The following is a 20,854-nucleotide window of genomic DNA, read 5'->3' on the forward strand; positions in this document are numbered from 1 at the left end:
GCGGCCAGCCATGCACTCCGGTGTGGCCAGGAAACATCCGGCCCGCTGCGCATGGCATGCCAATTCCTCACGCGCCCTCGCCCATCCGGGCATGGGTTACAGTGAACCATCCCCTTTTTAGTTGATGTGCTGCGGCCACACGCTGCAGCCCGCTTTGTGCATGAAACTTCGTATTGCAACGGCCGCCCAGGGCGTTCATTGGGTGCGTGATGGATTTGCGGCTTTTCGCCAGCAACCCATAGCGCTCACCTCGCTGTTCTTCTTCTGCTTTCTGGTGCTGGGCATTGTCGGTGCGGTGCCTGTGATCGGCTTTGTACTGACTTTCGGCCTGGTGCCTCTGTTTTCGCTGTGCATGATGCTGGGGGGAGCACTGACCATGCAGGGCCAGAAACCCACGCTGCCGGTGGTGCTGCAGGCCTTGCGCATGGATCTAGCCCAGCGCAAATCCTTCGTCATTCTGGGCGCCCTGTTTGTGCTCGGGCTGCTGCTGGCCGTGGGCCTTTCCACCCTGTTTGACGGCGGAGAGTTCGCGCGCATGTTCATTCTGGGAGAGCAGATCAAGCAGGAAGCACTGACCCAGTCCGGCGTGCAATTGTCAGCCCTCACGATGACGGTGATGTACCTGGCTCTGACCGCCATCTTCTGGCACGCTCCGGGCCTTGTGTACTGGCACCGCGTGCCTGCGGTAAAAGCGCTGTTTTTCAGCGTGGTGGCCTGCATGCGCAATATCGGCGCCTTCGCCACCTACGGGCTGGTATGGCTGGCGGTCAATATGGGCGCGCTCATCGCCCTGAGCCTGCTGGGCGGACTGGTGGCCTCGGTCGCAGGCGTTGCCGGTGGCGCCATTGTGCTGATCGCAGGCTCGCTGGTGCTGTCGGTGGTGTACTTTGTCTCGGTAGTTTTCAGCTTTCGCGACTGCTTTGAGGCCCCCGAGCAGTCTGCAGCACTGCCTGCCGACCCGTCGGAATAAGGCAGAGTCGCAACGCAAGTTTCAATAGATTCAATAGAATTTGCCGGCAGGCGCACGTCCCGAAGGCGCCTTTCGCTATTGTTTTTGATGCAACTTGCGCAAATGCACCCGGTCGTCCAACGACGAGAACACCACGGCAAAAACGATCCCCAACGCCGCGCCCAGAATTGTGTCCATCACCCGCTCCTGCGGCATGCCAACGCTGGCGACTGGTGAGGCCAGATGGGTCATCAAAAGCGCCATTGGCGTGACCGTGATCTGGCCGAGCGCGTAGTTGTAGCCAATGATGATCTCGGTGACGAACTGAAAGGCAACGACGCAGAGCGCAATCCACCAGAACGATGGATCCAGCGCCAGGATGAGCCCCACCACGACCGCGCCGACCACGGTGCCAGCCATGCGTTGCAGCGCACGGTTCATGGTGATGTGCAGGTGGGCTCCTTGCATGACCGCAGTAGCGCCGATGGCCGCCCACGCCGGGTGGTGCCACCCCAGGGCATGGGCAACAGCCGCCGACAGTCCTGCGCCAGCGGTGATGCGGCCAGCCGCCATCCACCCCGCCCGTAGTGACGGCACAGCGGCAGCAGGCATCTGGATGCGCGGCAGCTCGGTACGGCGCATCCAGTCGGTGGCCCCGCACACCAGGCAGGCCACTGCGCCGCCTGCCAAAGCGCCCAGGGTGCGCCCACCCAGCACACTCCAGCTATCAACAGGTGCCAGCGAAGCGCCTGCCGCAAACACAAGGATGACCGCGCCAGGGCCACCTAGCTGCCAGCGGCTGACGACCAGGGTCGAGCCCCCGGCAATCAGCGCCAGCACCACCATCATTGCCCACGGGGGCGCGCCCGCCAGCGATGCAAGCGATGGAACGAATACCGCCAGTGCCAACAGCGCGGCACACAGCGCGACGATACGCATGCGCCTTTCGACGGGTGCAAAGCGCCCGAACAAGGCAGCCAGCGCACCCAGCGCAGGATAACCCACCAGTTGCGGCCACGGCGAGAGGCGCGCCATTGCCAGCGCCGCCAGCACCGCCAATGCCGCCTGCAGCGCTGCTACGAGGGCAATGCGCAGCGAAGGCTGGGGCGCCAGGCTCAGGCTGTCGCGCAACTGGCGGGGAGAAAGCAGTTGCAGCAAGGCCTGGTGGCGGCGAAAGCTGGTGGCAGAAGGCATACGCAAGATTCCTTGTCGGCCGGGAAATCGTCCCAAAGAGGCCTGCAAGGCGGCTTGGCCATGGCCGCGGGCGGGTAGAAGGTGCTTTGGGAATGCCGGACAGCGATTTCACAGTGTCAGCGTGCAAACAGTGAATCGCCTGCTGATGGCGATGCACCGCTTGCTGCACAAACTTGCAGATGTGAGTCATCACTGCCTCTGGGCATGCACATAGTATCCTAGGCAACCATTTTTTGCATCAGCAAGGTCTTCCAGCCATACGCTATACGTCAGCGCACCGCTGCTGCACGCGCCCATCGGCATGCAAAGCAAGAGGCAAATGCGCATGACCCGCAATACCGGCCTGCGCAAAACGCTACGCATTCAATTGCATCAGCAATGCAGCAGTCCTACACCACCGTGAGCTTGGCCACCGACAGCGCCAGCCACTTGGTGCCATGGCGCGGAAAATGCACCTGCGCGCGCGCATCGTCGCCAGTGCCTTCCACCGCCAGCACCTTGCCTTCGCCAAACTTGTTGTGAAACACCTGAATGCCCACCTTGATGCCATGCGCAGGCTCGGCCTTTTGGGCAGGCACCGGCGTTTTGCCCCACATGCTCATCGATGACTCTGCATTCCAGCTGCCAGCGCCTGCCCCGCGTGCGCCGCCCGCGCCTGAACTGAAAGCCAGGCTGCCCATGCCACTGCCGAACCCCGAATGCCTGGGCGTGAGCCATTTGAGCGCTTCTTCGGGCAGCTCATCCAGAAAGCGGCTGCGCACGTTGTAGCGCGTGGTGCCATGGAGCATGCGCGTCTGCGATGTGGACAGGTACAGGCGCTTGCGCGCACGGGTGATCGCCACATACATCAGGCGGCGCTCTTCCTCTAGGCCACCCATGTCGCTCATTGCGTTTTCGTGGGGGAACAGACCTTCTTCCAGGCCAGCGATGAACACCGCATCAAACTCCAGCCCCTTGCTGGCGTGCACGGTCATCAGTTGCACGGCATCCTGCCCGGCCTGTGCCTGGTTGTCGCCCGCCTCCAGCGCTGCGTGCGTGAGGAACGCGACCAGCGGCGACAGGGTCTCGCCGGTGTCGGGGTTGATCATCTGCGCATTGCCCACATCGGGCAGTGCGCTGGGCGATGCATTCGGCAGCGGAGTATCCAGCACCGGTGCATCCGGGTTCAGGCCCTGGCTCACCGGGCTCTGGCCCGCACCGGGAACGCCCATGGCCTCCTGCTCGTCGAGCGGAATGGCCACCGCATCCTTGCCAAAGCCTTCCTGGGTGACAAAGCTCTCGGCCGCTGTCACCAATTCACCCAGGTTGTCGATGCGATCGGCACCTTCCTTTTCCGTCTGATAGTGCTCGATCAGGCCACTGGCCTGCAGCATCTGCTCGATCGTCTGGCGCAGGGTCTTGCCCTGGGTTTCTTCGCGCAGCACGTCAATCAGCGCCACAAAGGCCTGCAGCTTGGTGCCCGCCTTGCCCGCCACGGCCGTTACCGCGTCATACAGCGAGCAACCAGCCGCCTGCGCGCCCTCCTGCAACTGCTCCATGGTGCGCGCACCAATGCCGCGTGGCGGAAAGTTCACCACCCGCATGAAGCTGGTGTCGTCGTGCGGGTTCTCCAAAAGGCGCAGATAGGCCAGCGCGTGCTTGATTTCGGCTCGCTCGAAAAAGCGCAGGCCCCCATACACCCGGTAGGGCACGCCCGCATTGAACAGGCTGGTTTCCAGAATCCGGCTTTGCGCATTGCTGCGGTAGAGCACGGCAATCTCGCTACGCGCCACGTCGTCACTTTTGACCAGCGACTTGATCTCATCCACCATCCACTGCGCCTCAGCCAGATCAGTCACGCTCTCCGACACCCGCACCGGCTCGCCCGGCCCCTGATCGGTACGCAAGTTCTTGCCCAGGCGGTGGCTGTTGTGGCTGATGAGGGCGTTGGCCGAATCGAGAATGTTGCTGTAGCTGCGGTAGTTCTGCTCCAGCTTGATCTGCTGGCGTACATCGAATTCGCGCACGAAATCCTGCATATTGCCAACCCGCGCACCGCGGAAGGCGTAGATGCTCTGGTCGTCGTCACCCACGGCAATCACGCTGCTGCTGGACTGAAAGCTCCCGCCCACCATGTCGCCAGCCAGTTGTTTGAGCCACAGGTACTGCAGCCGGTTCGTGTCCTGGAACTCGTCCACCAGGATGTGGCGGAAGCGGTGCTGGTAATGCTGGCGGATCGGTGCGTTGTCGCGCAGCAATTCGTAGCTGCGCAGCATCAGCTCACCAAAATCGACGACGCCTTCGCGCTGGCACTGCTCCTCGTACAGCTGGTACAGCTCCACTTTCTTGCGCTCAGCCATGTCGCGCGCCTGCACATCGGCCGGGCGCAGGCCCTCTTCCTTGCAACCACTGATGAAATATTGCAGTTGCTTGGGGGGCAGCGACTCCTCGTCGACATTGAACTGCTTGCACAGCCGCTTGACCGCCGAGAGCTGATCCTGCGTGTCGAGAATCTGAAAGGTTTGCGGCAGGTTGGCTGATTTATGGTGCGCACGCAGCATGCGGTTGCACAGGCCGTGGAAAGTGCCGATCCACATGCCGCGCACATTGATGGGCAGCATGGCGGACAGGCGCGTGAGCATCTCCTTGGCCGCCTTGTTGGTAAAGGTGACGGCCAGGATGCCACCCGGCGTGGCGCGACCAGTCTGCAGCAGCCAGGCGATGCGGGTGGTGAGCACGCGCGTCTTGCCAGAACCGGCTCCGGCCAGAATCAGCGCGTGGCCTGCAGGCAGGGTGACGGCGGCGAGCTGCTCTTCATTAAGTCCATTGAGCAGCGGCAGGTGGGCAGAACCAGACACCGGCGGGTCGGCAAACAAATCATTCGAATCCATACCGCCATTGTAGGGAGCACGCGCCAGGCGAGACCCAAGCCCGGAAACCCTTCGCCCGCCTTGCGAGTACCGCACCTGCTACCAAGGCTTTTGCCCCGGCGACGCTTGCTGTTAGAATCAATCACCGGGCCCAAGTTTCTTGTGACCCGGTTTTTTTGCGCCTGCACGCGCAGGATTGGCGTATCGCCCCCATGCGTGATGCGCCCGCAAGACCGGTTTCCAAGCCAAGCGCCTTTTGCTATGCAATCGCTGCGAAACAGTTCGCGGCAACCTCTCATGGAGCTTGGAACCAAATGGAAATCTTCGATTACGACAATATTCTTCTCCTGCCTCGCAAGTGCCGCGTGGAAAGCCGCTCGGAATGCGACACCAGCGTGGAGCTGGGCAACCACAGCTTCAAGCTGCCGGTCGTGCCCGCCAACATGAAGACCGTAGTGGACGAAAAGATCTGCACCTTCCTGGCGCAGAACGGCTTCTTCTACGTGATGCACCGCTTCGACATCGACAACGTGGCCTTCACCAAGGACATGCAATCCAAGGGCCTGTTCGCATCGATCTCGCTGGGCGTGAAGCAACCCGATTACGACACGGTGGACCGTTTCGTCGCCGAAGGCATCTGCCCCGAATACATCACCATCGACATCGCGCACGGCCATGCCGACAGCGTGAAGAACATGATCCAGTACCTGAAGGCCAAGATTCCTGCCGCCTTCGTGATCGCTGGCAACGTGGGCACGCCCGAAGCCGTGATTGACCTGGAAAACTGGGGCGCTGACGCCACCAAGGTCGGCATCGGCCCGGGCAAGGTCTGCATCACCAAGCTCAAGACAGGCTTTGGCACAGGAGGCTGGCAGCTGTCGGCCCTCAAATGGTGTGCCCGCGTGGCCACCAAGCCCATCATTGCCGATGGCGGCATCCGCAGCCATGGCGACATTGCCAAGAGCGTGCGTTTCGGCGCCACCATGGTCATGGTCGGCTCGCTGTTTGCCGGCCATGAAGAGTCGCCTGGAAAGACCGTCGAAGTCGATGGTGAACTGTTCAAGGAATACTACGGCTCGGCATCGGACTTCAACAAGGGCGAATACAAGCATGTGGAAGGCAAGCGCATTCTGGAGCCCGTCAAGGGCAAGCTGGCCGATACGCTGACCGAGATGCAGCAGGATGTGCAATCTTCCATCAGCTACTCGGGCGGCAAGAAGCTCATGGATATTCGCAAGGTCAATTACGTCATTCTGGGCGGCGACAACGCGGGCGAACACCTGCTGATGTAACCCTGACGCACGCAGGGGTGCCTTGTCGGCCAAATCTCAGCAAATAACTGGCAAAACAGGGCACTAAAGCTGGCCTGGAAAGTACAGATAGCTATCCTATCGATAGCATTCGCTGTCATGAAAATCGTCGGTTGATCGGAAAAAACAAAGCCGACGACCACGTTTTCCCTGACAGGCGTAAAAATTGGTGCATAATACAAGGCTTGCTGCAGCACACAGCCGACAGCAAACAAATGTGGGCTCTTAGCTCAGTTGGTAGAGCAGCGGACTCTTAATCCGTTGGTCGAGTGTTCGAATCACTCAGGGCCCACCACATTTTTCAGCGATTGGCTTCTTGCCGGTTGCAACCGAATCAGACACCTTGCGGTGCATGGTTACGGGCTCTTAGCTCAGTTGGTAGAGCAGCGGACTCTTAATCCGTTGGTCGAGTGTTCGAATCACTCAGGGCCCACCAGACACGGCCTAGGCTTCATGCCTAGGCCGTTTTCTTTTGCCTATTCTCCGCAGCGGCACCTCGCCCCCCATGCGCAATGAAGACCAGACTTGTAAAATGGGCCGGTCAGTTTCCCGCCGTGCCGCGACCTTGCCCGCACTGCATCTTTCTACCCTTCTTCAACCAACCACTGCCATGCCTCGCCTGCTTCGCCCCCTGCTCGCCACCATTGCCTTTGCTGCGGCCAGCAGCGCATTCGCCCATGTCTCCGTCAGCAACGCCTGGGCGCGCGCGTCGGTGACCGGGCAACAGGCTACGGGGGTGTTCATGGACCTTCGCTCTGGCCATGACAATGCGAAGCTGGTAGGCGTCAAGACCGAGGCGGCTGCGTCCGCCGAAATCCACGAAATGAGCATGCAGGACAATGTCATGAAGATGCGCGCCGTACAAAGCGTGGATTTGCCCAATGGCCAGACCGTCAACCTCAAGCCCGGCTCTTTCCACATCATGTTGATGGGTCTCAAGCAGCCTTTGAATGCTGGCGACAACGTACAGCTCACGCTGGAAGTGGTGCATGAAGACGGACTCAAGGAAAGCATTGCTGTGACAGCACCGGCACGTGCCCTCAATAGCGGCAATCCTGCCCCCAAGGCCGGAAACAGCGACGTGCACCCGCACGGAGCCCACCAGCATTGATTGCTGTCAACGGCAACACGCCCCTCTCCTGCCAGCCGCTGCGGTCCAGCGGCTTTTTTCTTTTGCGCTTATCGCCAAAGGCCATGAGCCGCAGTGCGGCATGTGGATTTTCGCGCCGCCGCAGTGTCACCTTTAAGCACAGGTTACATTTGTCACGTAATAAGGGTTTTCCCCAATTTTCATAGAGAAAATTCGATAAATTCAATAAGCATATTGCTTATCATGAATTTAGATTATTGACATTCATTTACAACCTCTGAAAATGTATTTACCTGCAAGCCGAGAGCAAGAAATAGCAGGCACAGTAATGCTTGTCATTTCTGGGATTGAACATGTTGCTGCACGGGAGAGTATGAATGTCTGACCTGATTTTGCATGCCGCCCATTTAAGTGAAGCACATCAACTGCGCTTTAGTTATCTGTTTGATGTGGCCTCCAAGCGCTGGCGCGACAGCCAAGCCACGGGCGCCACCAAGCCAGCCACTGAATTGTGGGTGGTAGACGCCCAGAGCGCATCCGAGGCCATCAGCAAGCGGCCCGACAATGCGTGCGTCCTGCTGATTGCCAGTGACGACCAGGCCGATGCCCTGCGCGCGCAATGGCCGCACCAGATCGATGGACAGCTGCCCCCCGATTACAGTGTGGGCCGCCTCACGCAGATGCTGGAGCAAATGAGCCTGCAAGCCCATAGCAAGCGCCTGCGCGAGACGCTGAAGAACCGCCGGATGCAGGGCATGACTACGCAGCATGACGTGCAGATCAAGAACGCGGATGCCGTCTTTCTGAAGGCCACCGACCTCGGCAGAGCACCTGAGCCCGCCGTTGCCCCCGTGGCCGATATGCCAGTGCATCCCGCCTTCCTGGCAGAGGATGCCGAGCCCGCCGCTGGCACTCGCTTTCGCATCAAGCGCTGGACGCAACTGACCGGCAGCATGGCCGGACAGGCGCATCGCCAGGTGCTGGCCGCCCTCATTTCCGGCGAGCGCACTCTGGAAGAGTTGGGCGAGCGTGCGCCGCTGGATCGCGCCGAGCTGCTGCGCCTGCTGCAAGTGCTGCGCGGCAAGGGCGTTTTGGTGGAAACGGTATTCCCCGCACTCCACACACCAACACCCTTAACATCTGCCCCTACAGCGCCTGCGCCCGAGACTGCGGTGGTAGCCGCCACCGCCACACAAAACCAGGGCATCGCGCGGGGCCTGTTCCGCCAACTCAGCCGCTGGATCGGCCAGAACCGCAACTCCACCGGCTCTAACACGACCTCCATCTAAAGTCAGGCTCACATGCAACATCTCATTAAACGCATCGTGCTGGTGGGCCCCATGGGCATTGGCAAGACCACGGCGATTCGCAGCCTCTGCGGGAGCCTGGCCATTGAGTGCGAGGTGCCCAACCTCGACAAACAGGCCCACGCCAAGGAAACCACCACCGTGGGCCTGGACTTTGGCGAGATCAAGCTGGACGACAATGACACCTTGCAGGTCTACGGCTGTCCCGGTCAGGAGCGCTACGATTTCGTGCGCGAATGGGCGCTGTCGCTGGCCTTTGGTGCGATTGTCATGGTCGATATCCATGAGCCCCATGCACTGGAGCACACTGCAACCCTGATCCAGCAGTGCTTTCGCTCGCCCAAGCTGCAGGTGGTGGTGGTGCTGATCTCGCGCCCCGCCTCAGCTGCGCAGCAGGAGATGTTCACCGTGCGCCTGTCCAATTACCCGCAGTGCGCCGTGCCAGTGCTCAGCGCCGACCCTCGCAACCCGGCACAGATGCTCGACACCCTCGACATCATCGCCGCGATGCTTCCCGACGAAACCGCAGCCTGATCGGCCCCTTTTACCGGTCTTTTGCCTGCCTTTCATTGGGCGAGGCATACCAGAGCGACTGCACAGACCCGCAGCTTCAGGTAAGCTGCACCGCTGTCCCTGAGAACGTGTTTACGAACTCCTCCCGATTGCACTCCAACGCGGCCGTGCAGAGATCGGGAACATGTTCTTACAACCTGCGCTGAAGCCAAGGCCTTTACGGCAGCGGCAGTTGGTGCCTTCCCCTTTTTTCGCCTTTAACACTGGCGCCGCCCGCTGCAAGCGCGTGGCGCGCTTCTCATGAACGATCTTCGCACTGCTCCCGCCTCACCCCAGCCCACGCCCCAATGGGTTCTGGCGGTCATGCTGGCGCTTCTGGGCATGTTGGGTCCGTTCTCCATCGATACGTATCTGCCCGCCTTCGACGGAATTGCCGCATCGCTGCACGCGTCTCCGCTGCAAATGCAGCAAACGCTGTCAGCGTATCTGTTTGGCTTCGCCTTCATGAACCTGTTCCACGGCGCCCTGTCCGACAGCCTGGGTCGCCGCCCCGTGGTGCTGTGGGGGCTTGCCGCGTTTGCGTTGACCTCTGCGGGTTGCGCGCTGGCCCAAACGCCTGAACAGCTGATTCTGTTCCGCGCCCTGCAAGGTTGCACCACAGGTGCCGGCATCGTGGTGTCGCGGGCCGTGGTACGCGACCTGTTTCCCCCCGCCCAAGCGCAGCGGGTGATGAGCCAGATCACCATCTACTTCGGCATCGCCCCGGCCATTGCACCCATGATTGGCGGCGCCTTCATTGCCTACGCCAGCTGGCAGTCTATCTTCTGGCTGCTCACGGTGATCGGCGTACTGCTGTGGGCGTACAACTGGCGCCTGCTGCCCGAGAGCCTGCCACCGGCCAAGCGCCAGCCCTTTGATCTGAAGAACCTGATGCGCGGCTACTGGCAGCTGTGCACCAGCCCACGCTTTTTGTTGCTGGCCGCAGCCAGCGGTGTGCCTTTCAACGGCATGTTCATCTATATCCTGTCAGCGCCCACCTTTCTGGGCACGCACATGAAGATGCAGCCCACCCAGTTCTTCTGGTTCTTCCTGTGCACCATTGGCGGCATCATGGCCGGTGCGTGGGTGAGCGGCCGCCTGGCGGGCAAGATTCCACCCAAACGCCAGGTGCGCCACGGGTTCCTGATCATGTTCGTGACCTCCAGCATCTACCTGCTGCTGAATCTGGTGCTGCCTCCCCACCCCGCCTGGGCGCTGGTGCCACTGGGCATCTATTCGTTCGGCTGGGCCTTGATGACCCCCGTGGTGACCTTGCTGGTGCTCGATCTGCACCCTGAACGTCGCGGCCTTGCCTCGTCGCTGCAAGCCGTGGTGTCCTCGGTTGCCAACGGGCTGGTAGCCGGTGTTCTGGCGCCGCTGGTGATGGATTCCACCATCGCGCTGGCCGTTGCTTCAATCTGCCTGATGGCGGCCGGTCTCATCAGCTGGGTCTACTTTCACCACCGCTGGCCCGACATTGGCCGCCATTCCTCAAAGCTTTGATTCTGAAAACGGCATGTAGTGCTTATCCATCAAGCGCCAAATGCTCCCAAAAAAAAGAGCTTCCCGAAGGAAGCTCTTTTGTTGTGCGATCAATGATCAGCGATTGCGCTCGGTGCGCTTGCGGTCGCCCGCTGGTGCGTAAGGACGGCCGCCACGGTCGCCAAAGCGGTTCTCACCGGCACCACCTGGGCGGCGCGGCGCAAAATCGCCACCGCCATGGCGAGGGCCAGCACTGCGTGGGGCACGGTTGTCGCCACCGCCACCGCCACCAAAGCGGTCGCTGCGCTCGGGACGGTCGCCACGTTCAAAGCGACGGTCGGCAGGGGCGCGGTCAAAGCTGCGGCCTTCCGGGCGCGGCGCGCGATCCTGGAAGCGGTCACCGCCACGATCATTGAAACGGTCACCACCACGCTCGGCGCGCTGCTCAAAGCGTGGCGCACGGTCGTCGCGGTCAAAACGCGGACGGCTGTCGCCACCACGGTTGGCACCAAAGCCTTCGCCAAAGCCAGGCTTGCGTGGTGCGCCACCGAAGCCGCCCTGGCGGCCAGCACCGCTGTCGCCAAAACCAGACTTGCGGCCATAGCCATCGCCGTCGCGTCGGCCACCAAAACCACGGTCACCACCACCAAAGCCGCCACGGCCTGGACGGCCACGGTCGCCACCACGGCCACCGCGTGGGCCTTCGCTGCGCGCTGGGAAGCGTTGCACCGGCTCCAGGCCTGGAATCACTTCGGGCTTGAACTGCTGCTTGGTATAGCCTTCGATGTCGAACACACGGCGGCGGTCACGGAACTCCGCAAAAGTCACCGCCAGGCCTGAGCGGCCCGCGCGGCCGGTACGACCAATGCGGTGGGTATAGTCTTCGGCCTTCATCGGCAAGCCGTAGTTGAAGACGTGGGTGATGGTGGGCACGTCAATGCCGCGTGCCGCCACATCGGTGGCCACCAGAATCTGCACCTGGCCATTGCGCAGCGCCATCAGACGGCGGTTGCGCAGGCCCTGGCTCAGTGCGCCATGCAACGCCACGGCGGAGAAGCCGTCCTGCTGCAGGTCATTGGCGAGGCCATCGCATTCCACTTGCGTGGAGGCGAACACGATGGCCTGGTTGATGGAGGCATCGCGCAGCCAGTGGTCCAGCATCTTGCGCTTGTGGTCGGAGTTGTCGGCCCAGAACAGTACCTGCTTGATGTTGGCGTGCTTTTCCTGGGGCGAATCGATGGTCAGCTTCTTGACGCCTGCACCGTTGTCGTGCATCACGCGCATGGCCAGTTGCTGGATGCGCGGCGCAAAGGTGGCGCTGAACATCATGGTCTGCTTGCGCTGGATGGTCAGCTGGTTGATCTCGGCCAGATCGTCGGAGAAACCCAGATCCAGCATGCGGTCGGCTTCGTCGACCACCAGGAACTGGACCTTGTCCAGCTTGATCTGCAGCGAACGCTGCAGGTCGAGCAGGCGGCCCGGCGTTGCCACCACCAGATCGGCGTTCTGCAGCTTGGCAATCTGCAACTGGTAAGGCATGCCGCCCACCACGTTGGCAATGCGCAGACCCTTGCAATGGCGCACCAGCTCGATGGCGTCATGCGCCACCTGCTGTGCCAGCTCGCGCGTAGGGCACAACACCAGGGCTCCGGGTTGGGCGGCCTTGAAGTTGCGCGGGCTCAGCGGGTTCTTGCGCTTGGCGCGCTTGGGTGGCTGCTCACCACGGGCCAGGGCTTCTGCCACCAGGCGATCGTGCTCGGCGCGCTCGGCCGCGGCGCTGGCAGCCTGCTGTTCGATCAGCGTGTGCAGCACGGGCAGCAGGAAGGCAGCGGTCTTGCCCGAGCCTGTCTGGCTCGACACCATCAGGTCGGTGAAGTGAGCCGATGCTTCGCCTTCGCCGTGCATGGCCAATGGAATGGCACGCTCTTGCACTGCGGTAGGCTGGGTGTAACCCAGGTCCTTGACGGCTTGCACCAGCTCGGGCGCAAGGCCCAGCTCGACAAAACCGTTGGGTTCGTCGGCTTGCGCTTCTACGGCGTCTGATTCGGTGGATTCGATGTTTTCGACGTGGCTTTCAGCGTCGGCAAAGTTTTGGGCAGGCGCGGCTTCGCCCTGCAGATGGAGGTCTTGCGTCATTTTGAAAAATAGCAATGGCCGGCCGCTGCGCGGTTCGCAACGCAGTTCCGGTCCGTTCATGGTTGTAAATACATCAACCATCAAACGGTATCGGCCAAAGTGTGTGCCGTGGGCTTGTTTCAAACGGCCGTGCTGCGAATCGCATGGCCTGGACGCCCAGAGAATGAAGGGAGATGTGCGTATCACCGCCGTAAGTGGCGGAAAGAAGCAGCGATTATCGCACGTTTCGGGTTTTCCCGCATCAAGCAGAGGGCATCTGTGCGCCCAAGCGTCCCTGTGCCAGCAAGCGCAAAAGCCCGAAGCGGTGGAAAACGCAGCGGCCCAGGTCATTTTGCTTAACCAAGGTCACGCTTCCACTACGATGTCGCCAGACGCATGAGAACAAGGAGACTGACATGACCATGTATTCACGAAATTTCATGGCGATCGCCGGCTTGCTCAGTGCCGCCCTGCTGGCAGCTTGCGGTGGTGGCGGCAGTGATAGTTCAGAAGAAGCCAAGGATTCCAGCGATTGTTTCAACACCGGTTTTTACCGCCAGGACACGCAGATCAATGTCACACAGAGCAGCCGCTTGAATGATGCGCCTGCACTGGAATCTCACTTTCTCCACCGGGTTACCAGCCAGAAAGAAGAGAACGGCGTCAACACCATTTATGTCTCGCCAGATACCGGGCGGACCAGCATTCACTACACCATCGAAGGCGGAGCGCTGCTATACCACGGCTATAGCGCACTGAATATCGGCGCCTCCAGCCGACAAAGCATGACGCCAGCGCGCCAGTCCGTGATTGCCATGGAGCCAGGCCAGGCCACTTCACAGACCATCGTGCAAACCGATAGCCGCTCTACATCTGATCAAGAAACGAAGACGGTGACCACGCTGGCCTACACAAGAACCTACGAGGGCAGAGAGACCATCTCCACCGCCCTCGGTCAGTTCGAGGCTTGCCGTTTCACCACCACGGTTGTTGCCAGCCCACAAGGCAATCCCGACGCAAAAAGCGATACCCAAACCACCTCCTGGGTGGCATCTGCAGGCACTTACCGGGGGCTCACGCTCAAGGAGCGCTCCGTCACCCGCTCGGCTGGCAAAACAGACACGTTGGTGACCGAAGCAAGCCAGGTCAATCAGTTCGACATCAAGTAGCCGCTGGCTCGGGCGCTAGCTGTAAAAAATGCGCCCGGTAGTACAGCAGCTCGTCGATCGATTCATGCACATCGGCCAGCGCCGTGTGCTTCTGCGCCTTCTTGAAGCCGGTCACCACTGCGGGCTTCCAGCGCCTTGCCAGCTCCTTGAGGGTACTGACATCGACATTGCGGTAGTGGAAATAGGCCTCCAGCTCCGGCATGTACCGGGCGAGAAACCGGCGGTCCTGGCCGATGCTGTTGCCACACATGGGCACCTTGCCCTTGGGCACGTAGCGCTTCATGAAGCGCAGCACTTCCTTTTGCGCCTCATCCTCGGTCACGGTCGATGCCTTGACGCGATCGGTCAGGCCGCTTCTTCCGTGGGTGCCCCGGTTCCAGGCGTCCATCTTGGCCAGCTCTTCATCGCTTTGGTGAATGGCAATCACCGGGCCTTCGATGCGCACGCTCAGGTCGGCATTGGTCACCACCAGTGCGATCTCGATCACACGGTGTTCTTCAGGGTTCAGTCCCGTCATCTCACAGTCCAGCCAGACCAGGTTCAGGTCCGATTTGTCCAGCTGCGGCGCAGACTCTGGCGCGACGGCAGGGGTGTTCTTGTCTTGCATGCGGGTGATTGTCGCCGATGCCCTACACTTGATTGCTTTCCGCTTTTCAACAGCCCCACTCGTGACTTTATCGCTGTCGTTCACCCTGATCTTTGCCGCCGCGCTAGCGCTGGGCGTGCTGCTCAAACTCTGGCTCGCTTCGCGCCAGATGCGCCATGTGGCCGCCCACCGCAATGCCGTGCCCTCGCTGTTTGCAGACCGCATCAGCCTGGCTGCGCACCAGAAAGCAGCCGATTACACCATTGCAAAAACCCGCTTTGGCCTGTTGGAGCTGGCACTTGGCACCGTGGTGCTGCTGGGCTGGACCTTGCTGGGCGGCCTCGATGCCCTGAACCACTGGCTGCTGGATGCCATGGGCGGCGGCATGCTGCAGCAACTGGCGCTGGTGGCCGTTTTCGCCTTGATCGGCGGGCTGATCGACCTGCCGGGCAGCTATTACCAGACCTTTGTCATCGAACAGCGCTTTGGCTTCAACAAGATGACCCCGGGCCTCTGGCTGGGCGATCTGCTCAAGGGCGCAGCCATGGGCGCCATCATCGGCCTGCCGATCCTCGCCGTGATCCTGTGGTTGATGGGAGCCGCCGGCCGCTGGTGGTGGCTGTGGGCCTGGGCCGTGTGGATGGGCTTCAACCTGCTGCTGATGGTGATCTACCCGGCGTTCATCGCGCCGCTGTTCAATAAATTCCAGCCGCTGGAAGACGAATCGCTCAAGGCCCGCGTCACGGCGTTGATGCAGCGCTGCGGCTTCTCTGCCAAGGGCCTGTTCGTGATGGACGGCAGCCGCCGCAGCCAGCACGCCAATGCCTACTTCACCGGCTTTGGCGCCAGCAAGCGTGTGGTGTTCTTCGATACCCTGCTACAAAAATTGAATGCCGACGAGGTGGACGCGGTGCTCGCGCACGAGCTGGGCCACTTCAAGCACAAGCACATCATCAAACGCATGGTGGCGCTGTTTGCGCTCACCCTGCTGGGCTTTGCACTGCTGGGCTGGCTGTCGGGCCAAGGCTGGTTCTACACCGGGCTGGGCGTCACGCCCAATTTCAACGTACAAGGAGTGGCAGGTTCGGCCCCCAATGATGCGCTGGCGCTGCTGTTGTTCCTGCTGGCTGCGCCGGTGTTCAGCGGTTTTGTCGCGCCACTGATGGCGCATTCTTCGCGCAAGCATGAATTTGAAGCCGATGCGTATGCCGTGCAACAGACGCGCGCACAGGATCTGCAGTCCGCCCTGCTCAAGCTGTACGAGGACAATGCCTCGACCCTGACCCCCGACCCGCTCTATGTGCGCTACTACTATTCGCACCCGCCCGCAGTGGAGCGGATCAGCCACATGCAACAATTGACACCATGACGCAATCCCACCTGCCCAAACAAGACTGGTCCGCCCAGACGCGCCGCGCGCTCACCGCCTCCGAGGTGGTCACACAACTGGGCCAGTTGCCCGGCTGGGTGCTGGCTGGCGATGGCGGCGACGTGGCAATCGAAAAGACCTTCCGTTTTGCCAATTACTACGAGACCATGGCCTTTGTGAACGGTGTGGCGCTGATCGCCCACACGCAGGATCACCATCCCGACCTATCGGTGCACTACAACCGCTGCGTGGTGCGTTTCAATACGCACGATGTAAACGGCCTGTCGGCCACCGATTTTGAATGCGCGCGCCGAATCGAAGCGCTGCTGCAACTGGCCTGATCCCCATGGCAAAACACGGACGGCGCCCCGGCGCCCACGCGCCAGGCCAGGGCGATACCCAGTCCGGCCTGGTCGTGGCCAGCTATGGCCGCCACTGCGTGGTGGAGACACCCGACGGCGAGCGCCGCATCTGCCACCCGCGCGGCAAGAAAAGCCAGGCCGTGGTGGGCGACCATGTGCTCTGGCTGGCGCCGCCGCCCGGCCAGGGCGACGAGGGCACGATCGAGAAGGTGCAGGAGCGCCGCAACGTCTTCTACCGCCAGGACGACATCCGCACCAAGACCTTTGCGGCCAACCTCGACCAGCTCCTGATCCTGATCGCCGCAGAGCCGGTGTTCAGCGAAGTGCAGCTGGCGCGCGCCCTGATTGCCGCCGAAGCCGCGCACATCACGCCCATCATCGCCCTCAACAAGATGGACCTGGGCGAGCCTTTTCTGCGTGCCTGGGAACGACTGGAACCCTACCGCACCATGCGCGACCAGGCCGATGACCCGCCGCATTACACGGTGCTGCCCTTTGCGCTGGAAGGCGCAGACGAGGAAGACCGCGACGCCATCTACGGCCTACTCGAAGGCAAGACTACGCTGGTGCTGGGCCCCTCCGGCGTGGGCAAAAGTACCCTGATCAACCTGCTGATCCCTGGCGCCAACGTCGCCACCAACGAGATTTCGCAGGCACTCAACACCGGCAAGCACACCACCACCAGCACAACGCTGTACTGGGTGGATGAGGCACGCACCATGGCACTGATCGATTCACCCGGGTTTCAGGAGTTTGGCCTCTACCACATCGCGCCCACGCAACTGGCCGCCTGCATGCCCGACATTGGCGCCCATGCCAAGGATTGCAAGTTCTACAACTGCACGCACCTGCATGAGCCCGGCTGCGGCGTGATTGACGCGGTCACGAATGGCTCGGAGACCCTGCCCATCAGCGAAAACCGCTACCGCATCTACCGCGAACTGTTTGACGAACTCAATCTGAGCGCGTATTGAAGCTATTTCCTGCTCCACACCACCGGCGCCATCCCCGGCGTCATCCGAACGGTTGATGTGATAGCACCTTGCACCCACAGGGTGAGCGTCAGCTATTGAAAAGATCACCGATCGGGAAGCTAGCTTCGGTCAAGCCTGCAACCACGCCGGAGGCAACTGCTCGGCGTGCGTCAGATCCACATGGGCCTTCAGAAAATCCAGCACCGCCCGCGTGCGCGATGGCAACTGGTCTGGCTTGCCCAGGTACACGGCGTGGATGGGCTCCAGTACGCCGGTGTTGAAGGGCTCCAGCACGACCTGCAACCGACCCGCAGCAATGTCATTCCACGCATGGAAAAGCGACAATCTGGCCATACCCGCCCCCTCCACCGCCATATTGCGCATCACATCCCCGTCGTTGACGCGCAGCGCTTCGCCAATCGGTACCTCCACGGCCCGCCCGTCCACGGTAAACGGCCAGTGGGGCACGGTGCGCTGGTAGTTCCAGCCGATGCGAATGTGGTGCGCCAGATCGCCCGGCACCTTTGGCGTGCCATGGGCTGCCAGATAGGACGGCGCGGCCACGATCACCTGGCGCGTATGGCCGAGCAGCCGCGCCACTACATCCGACGATGGCAGCTTGCCCCAGCGGATGGCGATATCGGCCTGTGCCTCCATCAGATCCACAACATGGTCGGTAAAGCTCAGATCCAGCACCAGCTCGGGATAGGTCTGCATCAGCCGCGCCACCAAGGGAACCAGCAGCTTTTGCCCCGTGGACGAGCTGGAATTGATGCGCACCACGCCCTTGGGAACGCTGCGCTGCGAGGCTACGCTTTCCACATCATTCAGATCCGCCAGCACGCGCTGGCCGCGCTCGTACAGCTGGCAACCCTCGGGCGTCAACTGCACGCGGCGCGTGCTGCGCAGTACCAGCTGGGCCCCCAGGCGTGCTTCGAGGCGGGCAACGATCTTGCTGATGGCCGAGGGCGACACGCCCAGATGGCGGGCCGCGGCCGAGAAGCTGCCCTTTTCCGCCACCTGTACAAATACTTCGAGTTCGCCGGAGCGGTTGATTTCAAACTGCGGGGCCGCAGCGGAGCGGGTGGCTTGCATGGGTGATCCTTTGCCGGGAGCGCTTTATTTGTGCCACAGCAGCACAAATGCGTTTCCATTATTCCATCTACACAAAGGCAGTGCCAGTCACGACAATTCCTTCTCCCGGGCATGAAGCCGTCCGCTAGCCCGCACTGAAAGGAACTTCCCCATGCCTGTATCCCTACTGGCACTCGCCGCCGGCGCCTTTGGCATCGGCACCACCGAATTCATCATCATGGGCCTGCTCACCCAGGTCAGCCAGGACCTGGGCATCAGCATTCCCACGGCAGGTACCCTTATCTCCGGCTATGCCTTCGGCGTGGCCGTAGGCGCGCCAGTGCTCACCTTGCTGACGCGCCACTGGCCGCGCAAGCAGCTGCTGCTGAGCCTGATGCTCATCTTCATCGCAGGCAATGTGGCGGCAGTGTTTGCGCCCAACTACGGCTCGCTAATGGCAGCGCGCGTGCTCACCTCGCTCACGCACGGCACCTTCTTCGGCGTGGGGGCAGTCGTTGCCACCAGCCTGGTGCCCAAGGACAAGCAGGCCTCTGCCATTGCGCTGATGTTTTCCGGCCTGACGCTGGCTACCTTGCTGGGTGTGCCCGCCGGCACCTGGATCGGCCAGCATTTTGGCTGGCGCATGGCCTTCGCCGCCGTGGCCGTGGTGGGTGTGGTGGCGCAGGGCATTCTGGCGCTCTTCGTGCCGCGTGACCTGAAGCAATCGGCCCCCGCCGCGCTGCGCGATGAACTGTCGGTATTGTCGAGCACCCCGCTGTGGCTCGGCCTGGGCATGACGGTGTTCGGCTTTGGCGGCGTGTTTGCGCTCTACACCTATGTGGAGCCACTGCTCTCGCAGATCACCCACATGGGCAACACCGGCGTGGCAATTAGCCTGCTGCTGTTTGGCGCGGGCTCGGCCGTGGGCAATATCGCTGGCGGCAAGCTGGCCGACCGCGGTGTGGTGCGGGCGCTGTGGATCACACTGGGCGGCCTGGTGGCGGTTCTGGTGTTGGGCCGCTGGGCGTTCGGCCAGTCAGGCGCCGTGGCCATGGCCTACGTAGCAGCGCTGGGCGTGGTGGCCTTTGCCACCGTGGCCCCCATGCAGATGCGTGTGATGCAGGGCGTGGGCAGCCAGGGAGCGACCTTGGCATCCAGCCTCAATATTTCTGCCTTCAACCTGGGCAATGCGCTGGGCGCCTGGGTGGGTGGCAGCCTGATTGCAGGCGCTGGCCTGCTGTCGGTGGCCTGGGGAGCCGCTGCGCTGTCGGCCCTGGGCCTGGTGCTGGTGGGCATGAGCCAGCGCCGCACGGCTGGCGTGGCCTGCGCCGCCAGCGCTTCTGCATAAGCTTTTTGGAAAGGTTTTGTCATGGAATACCGCTACCTTGGCCAATCCGGCCTGAAAGTACCCGCGCTGGGCCTGGGCACCGGCACCTTTGGCGGCCAAGGCCCTCTGTTCTCGGCCTGGGGACAGAGTGGCGCAGACCATGCCAGGCGCATGATCGATATCTGCCTGGATGCAGGCCTCAACCTGTTCGACAGCGCCGATGTGTATTCGGACGGCGCATCGGAAGCCGTGCTGGGAGAGGCGCTCGCCGGGCGCCGCCAACAAGCCATCGTCTCGACCAAGGTTGGCTTGCGCACTGGCAGCGGCCCCAATGATGCGGGCAGTTCGCGCCAGCACCTGGTGAGCGCGGTGGAGGCAAGCCTCAAGCGCCTCAAGACCGATTACATCGACCTTTTGCAACTGCACGCTTTTGATGCCCACACGCCGGTCGAGCAGGTGCTGCAGACCCTGGATGCGCTGGTGCAGGCTGGCAAGGTGCGGTATGTCGGCGCCTCCAACTTCTCGGGCTGGCAGCTGATGAAATCGCTGGCCGCCGCTGACCGGCACGGCCTGCCGCGCTATGTGACCAACCAGGCCTACTACTCGCTGATTGGCCGTGACATGGAGTGGGAGCTGATGCCGCTGGGTCTGGACCAGGGCATCGGCACCATGGTGTGGAGCCCGCTGGGCTGGGGCCGGCTCACAGGCAAGATTCGCCGCGGCCAGCCTCTGCCCGAACAGAGCCGCCTGCACCAGACCGAGCAGTTTGCACCGCCCGTAGCCACCGAGCATCTGTACAAAGTGGTGGATGCGCTGGAGGCCGTGGCGCAAGATACGGGCAAGAGCGTGGCCCAGGTCGCCATCAACTGGCTGCTGCAGCGCCCCACGGTCGCCTGTGTGTTGATTGGCGCACGCAACGAGGAGCAATTGCAGCAGAACCTGGGCGCCGTGGGCTGGCAACTGAGCGCCGAGCAGATCGGATTGCTCGATGACGCCAGCGCCGTGATGCCGCCCTACCCTTACTACCCGTACTGGAACGGCCAGTTCAGCGAACTGGCGCCACCTGCGGTGCGTTCCAGTGTGCGAACACTATAAAAGACATAGCTGAAGGTGCTTGCTCAGCAAGCGCTAGAGCCCCAAAAACC

17 protein-coding genes and 2 tRNA genes are annotated in these 20,854 nt (G+C 61.9%); 14 read left to right on the forward strand and 5 right to left on the reverse strand.

The window, feature by feature from the left end; genetic code table 11:
* The first annotated feature begins 160 nt into the window (after positions 1–160).
* A complete protein-coding gene (locus tag HNP33_RS09420; RefSeq protein WP_184707664.1) occupies positions 161–970 on the forward strand; it encodes a BPSS1780 family membrane protein in 810 nt (269 codons plus the stop codon).
* Between the two features lie 75 nt (positions 971–1,045).
* Here HNP33_RS09420 and HNP33_RS09425 read toward each other — a convergent pair whose 3' ends face one another.
* Complete coding sequence (locus HNP33_RS09425) at positions 1,046–2,143, reverse strand: FUSC family protein (RefSeq protein WP_233464455.1); 1,098 nt, start codon at positions 2,141–2,143, stop codon at positions 1,046–1,048.
* A 389-nt stretch (positions 2,144–2,532) separates the two neighbouring features.
* Complete coding sequence (locus HNP33_RS09430; RefSeq protein WP_184707666.1) at positions 2,533–5,013, reverse strand: UvrD-helicase domain-containing protein; 2,481 nt, start codon at positions 5,011–5,013, stop codon at positions 2,533–2,535.
* Positions 5,014–5,306: 293 nt separating this feature from the next.
* On the opposite strand from HNP33_RS09430, the gene HNP33_RS09435 reads away from it, so the two are divergent.
* The 7 genes from HNP33_RS09435 (at position 5,307) to HNP33_RS09465 (ending at position 10,754) form a co-directional block, all read left to right on the forward strand.
* Positions 5,307–6,284, forward strand: a complete 978-nt coding sequence (locus HNP33_RS09435) for a GMP reductase (RefSeq protein ID WP_184707668.1) — start codon at positions 5,307–5,309, stop codon at positions 6,282–6,284.
* 237 nt (positions 6,285–6,521) lie between these two features.
* Positions 6,522–6,597, forward strand: a tRNA-Lys gene (locus HNP33_RS09440).
* A gap of 65 nt (positions 6,598–6,662) precedes the next feature.
* A tRNA-Lys gene (locus HNP33_RS09445) sits at positions 6,663–6,738 on the forward strand.
* A 174-nt stretch (positions 6,739–6,912) separates the two neighbouring features.
* Positions 6,913–7,413, forward strand: coding sequence for a copper chaperone PCu(A)C (locus tag HNP33_RS09450; protein WP_184707670.1), 501 nt, complete (start codon positions 6,913–6,915; stop codon positions 7,411–7,413).
* 356 nt (positions 7,414–7,769) lie between these two features.
* The gene (locus HNP33_RS09455) at positions 7,770–8,681 is read left to right on the forward strand and encodes a hypothetical protein (protein WP_184707672.1); all 912 of its coding nucleotides are present in this window, start codon (positions 7,770–7,772) and stop codon (positions 8,679–8,681) included.
* Between the two features lie 12 nt (positions 8,682–8,693).
* Positions 8,694–9,233 (forward strand): GTP-binding protein, encoded by a 540-nt coding sequence (locus HNP33_RS09460; RefSeq protein WP_221452033.1) that lies wholly within the window; start codon positions 8,694–8,696, stop codon positions 9,231–9,233.
* A gap of 279 nt (positions 9,234–9,512) precedes the next feature.
* A complete protein-coding gene (locus tag HNP33_RS09465) occupies positions 9,513–10,754 on the forward strand; it encodes a multidrug effflux MFS transporter (RefSeq protein ID WP_184707674.1) in 1,242 nt (413 codons plus the stop codon).
* Positions 10,755–10,850: 96 nt separating this feature from the next.
* On the opposite strand, the gene HNP33_RS09470 is transcribed toward HNP33_RS09465, so the two are convergent.
* Positions 10,851–12,869 (reverse strand): DEAD/DEAH box helicase, encoded by a 2,019-nt coding sequence (locus HNP33_RS09470; protein ID WP_184707676.1) that lies wholly within the window; start codon positions 12,867–12,869, stop codon positions 10,851–10,853.
* Between the two features lie 395 nt (positions 12,870–13,264).
* On the opposite strand from HNP33_RS09470, the gene HNP33_RS09475 reads away from it, so the two are divergent.
* Positions 13,265–14,017 carry a hypothetical protein gene (locus HNP33_RS09475; RefSeq protein ID WP_184707678.1) on the forward strand — a complete coding sequence of 251 codons (753 nt, stop codon included), beginning with the start codon at positions 13,265–13,267 and terminating at the stop codon, positions 14,015–14,017.
* On the opposite strand, the gene orn is transcribed toward HNP33_RS09475, so the two are convergent.
* On the reverse strand, positions 14,010–14,624 hold the full coding sequence (gene orn, locus HNP33_RS09480) for an oligoribonuclease (protein ID WP_233464456.1): 615 nt from the start codon (positions 14,622–14,624) through the stop codon (positions 14,010–14,012). The two genes, HNP33_RS09475 and orn, sit on opposite strands and share 8 nt — an antisense overlap.
* Here orn and HNP33_RS09485 point away from each other — a divergent pair.
* From HNP33_RS09485 to rsgA, 3 genes are read left to right on the forward strand one after another with little or no spacing between them, the layout of a single operon-like run.
* Positions 14,623–15,972 (forward strand): M48 family metallopeptidase, encoded by a 1,350-nt coding sequence (locus HNP33_RS09485; protein WP_233464457.1) that lies wholly within the window; start codon positions 14,623–14,625, stop codon positions 15,970–15,972. The two genes, orn and HNP33_RS09485, sit on opposite strands and share 2 nt — an antisense overlap.
* Positions 15,969–16,313: a 4a-hydroxytetrahydrobiopterin dehydratase gene (locus tag HNP33_RS09490; protein ID WP_184707684.1), complete on the forward strand. Its 345-nt coding sequence runs from the start codon at positions 15,969–15,971 to the stop codon at positions 16,311–16,313. The genes HNP33_RS09485 and HNP33_RS09490 overlap by 4 nt, the downstream gene beginning before the upstream one ends.
* Before the next feature lie 5 nt (positions 16,314–16,318).
* Positions 16,319–17,308, forward strand: a complete 990-nt coding sequence (gene rsgA, locus HNP33_RS09495; RefSeq protein ID WP_184707686.1) for a ribosome small subunit-dependent GTPase A — start codon at positions 16,319–16,321, stop codon at positions 17,306–17,308.
* A gap of 129 nt (positions 17,309–17,437) precedes the next feature.
* Here rsgA and HNP33_RS09500 read toward each other — a convergent pair whose 3' ends face one another.
* Positions 17,438–18,403 carry a LysR family transcriptional regulator gene (locus tag HNP33_RS09500; RefSeq protein ID WP_184707688.1) on the reverse strand — a complete coding sequence of 322 codons (966 nt, stop codon included), beginning with the start codon at positions 18,401–18,403 and terminating at the stop codon, positions 17,438–17,440.
* Positions 18,404–18,554: 151 nt separating this feature from the next.
* Here HNP33_RS09500 and HNP33_RS09505 point away from each other — a divergent pair, with 151 nt between their 5' ends.
* Together HNP33_RS09505 and HNP33_RS09510 are read left to right on the forward strand one after the other, a co-directional pair.
* Positions 18,555–19,730 (forward strand): MFS transporter, encoded by a 1,176-nt coding sequence (locus HNP33_RS09505; protein ID WP_184707690.1) that lies wholly within the window; start codon positions 18,555–18,557, stop codon positions 19,728–19,730.
* 21 nt (positions 19,731–19,751) lie between these two features.
* On the forward strand, positions 19,752–20,804 hold the full coding sequence (locus HNP33_RS09510) for an aldo/keto reductase (RefSeq protein ID WP_184707692.1): 1,053 nt from the start codon (positions 19,752–19,754) through the stop codon (positions 20,802–20,804).
* Positions 20,805–20,854: the final 50 nt, after the last annotated feature.

It is taken from the genome of Comamonas odontotermitis, assembly GCF_014207855.1.
GTDB classification, from domain to species: domain Bacteria; phylum Pseudomonadota; class Gammaproteobacteria; order Burkholderiales; family Burkholderiaceae_C; genus Comamonas; species Comamonas odontotermitis_A.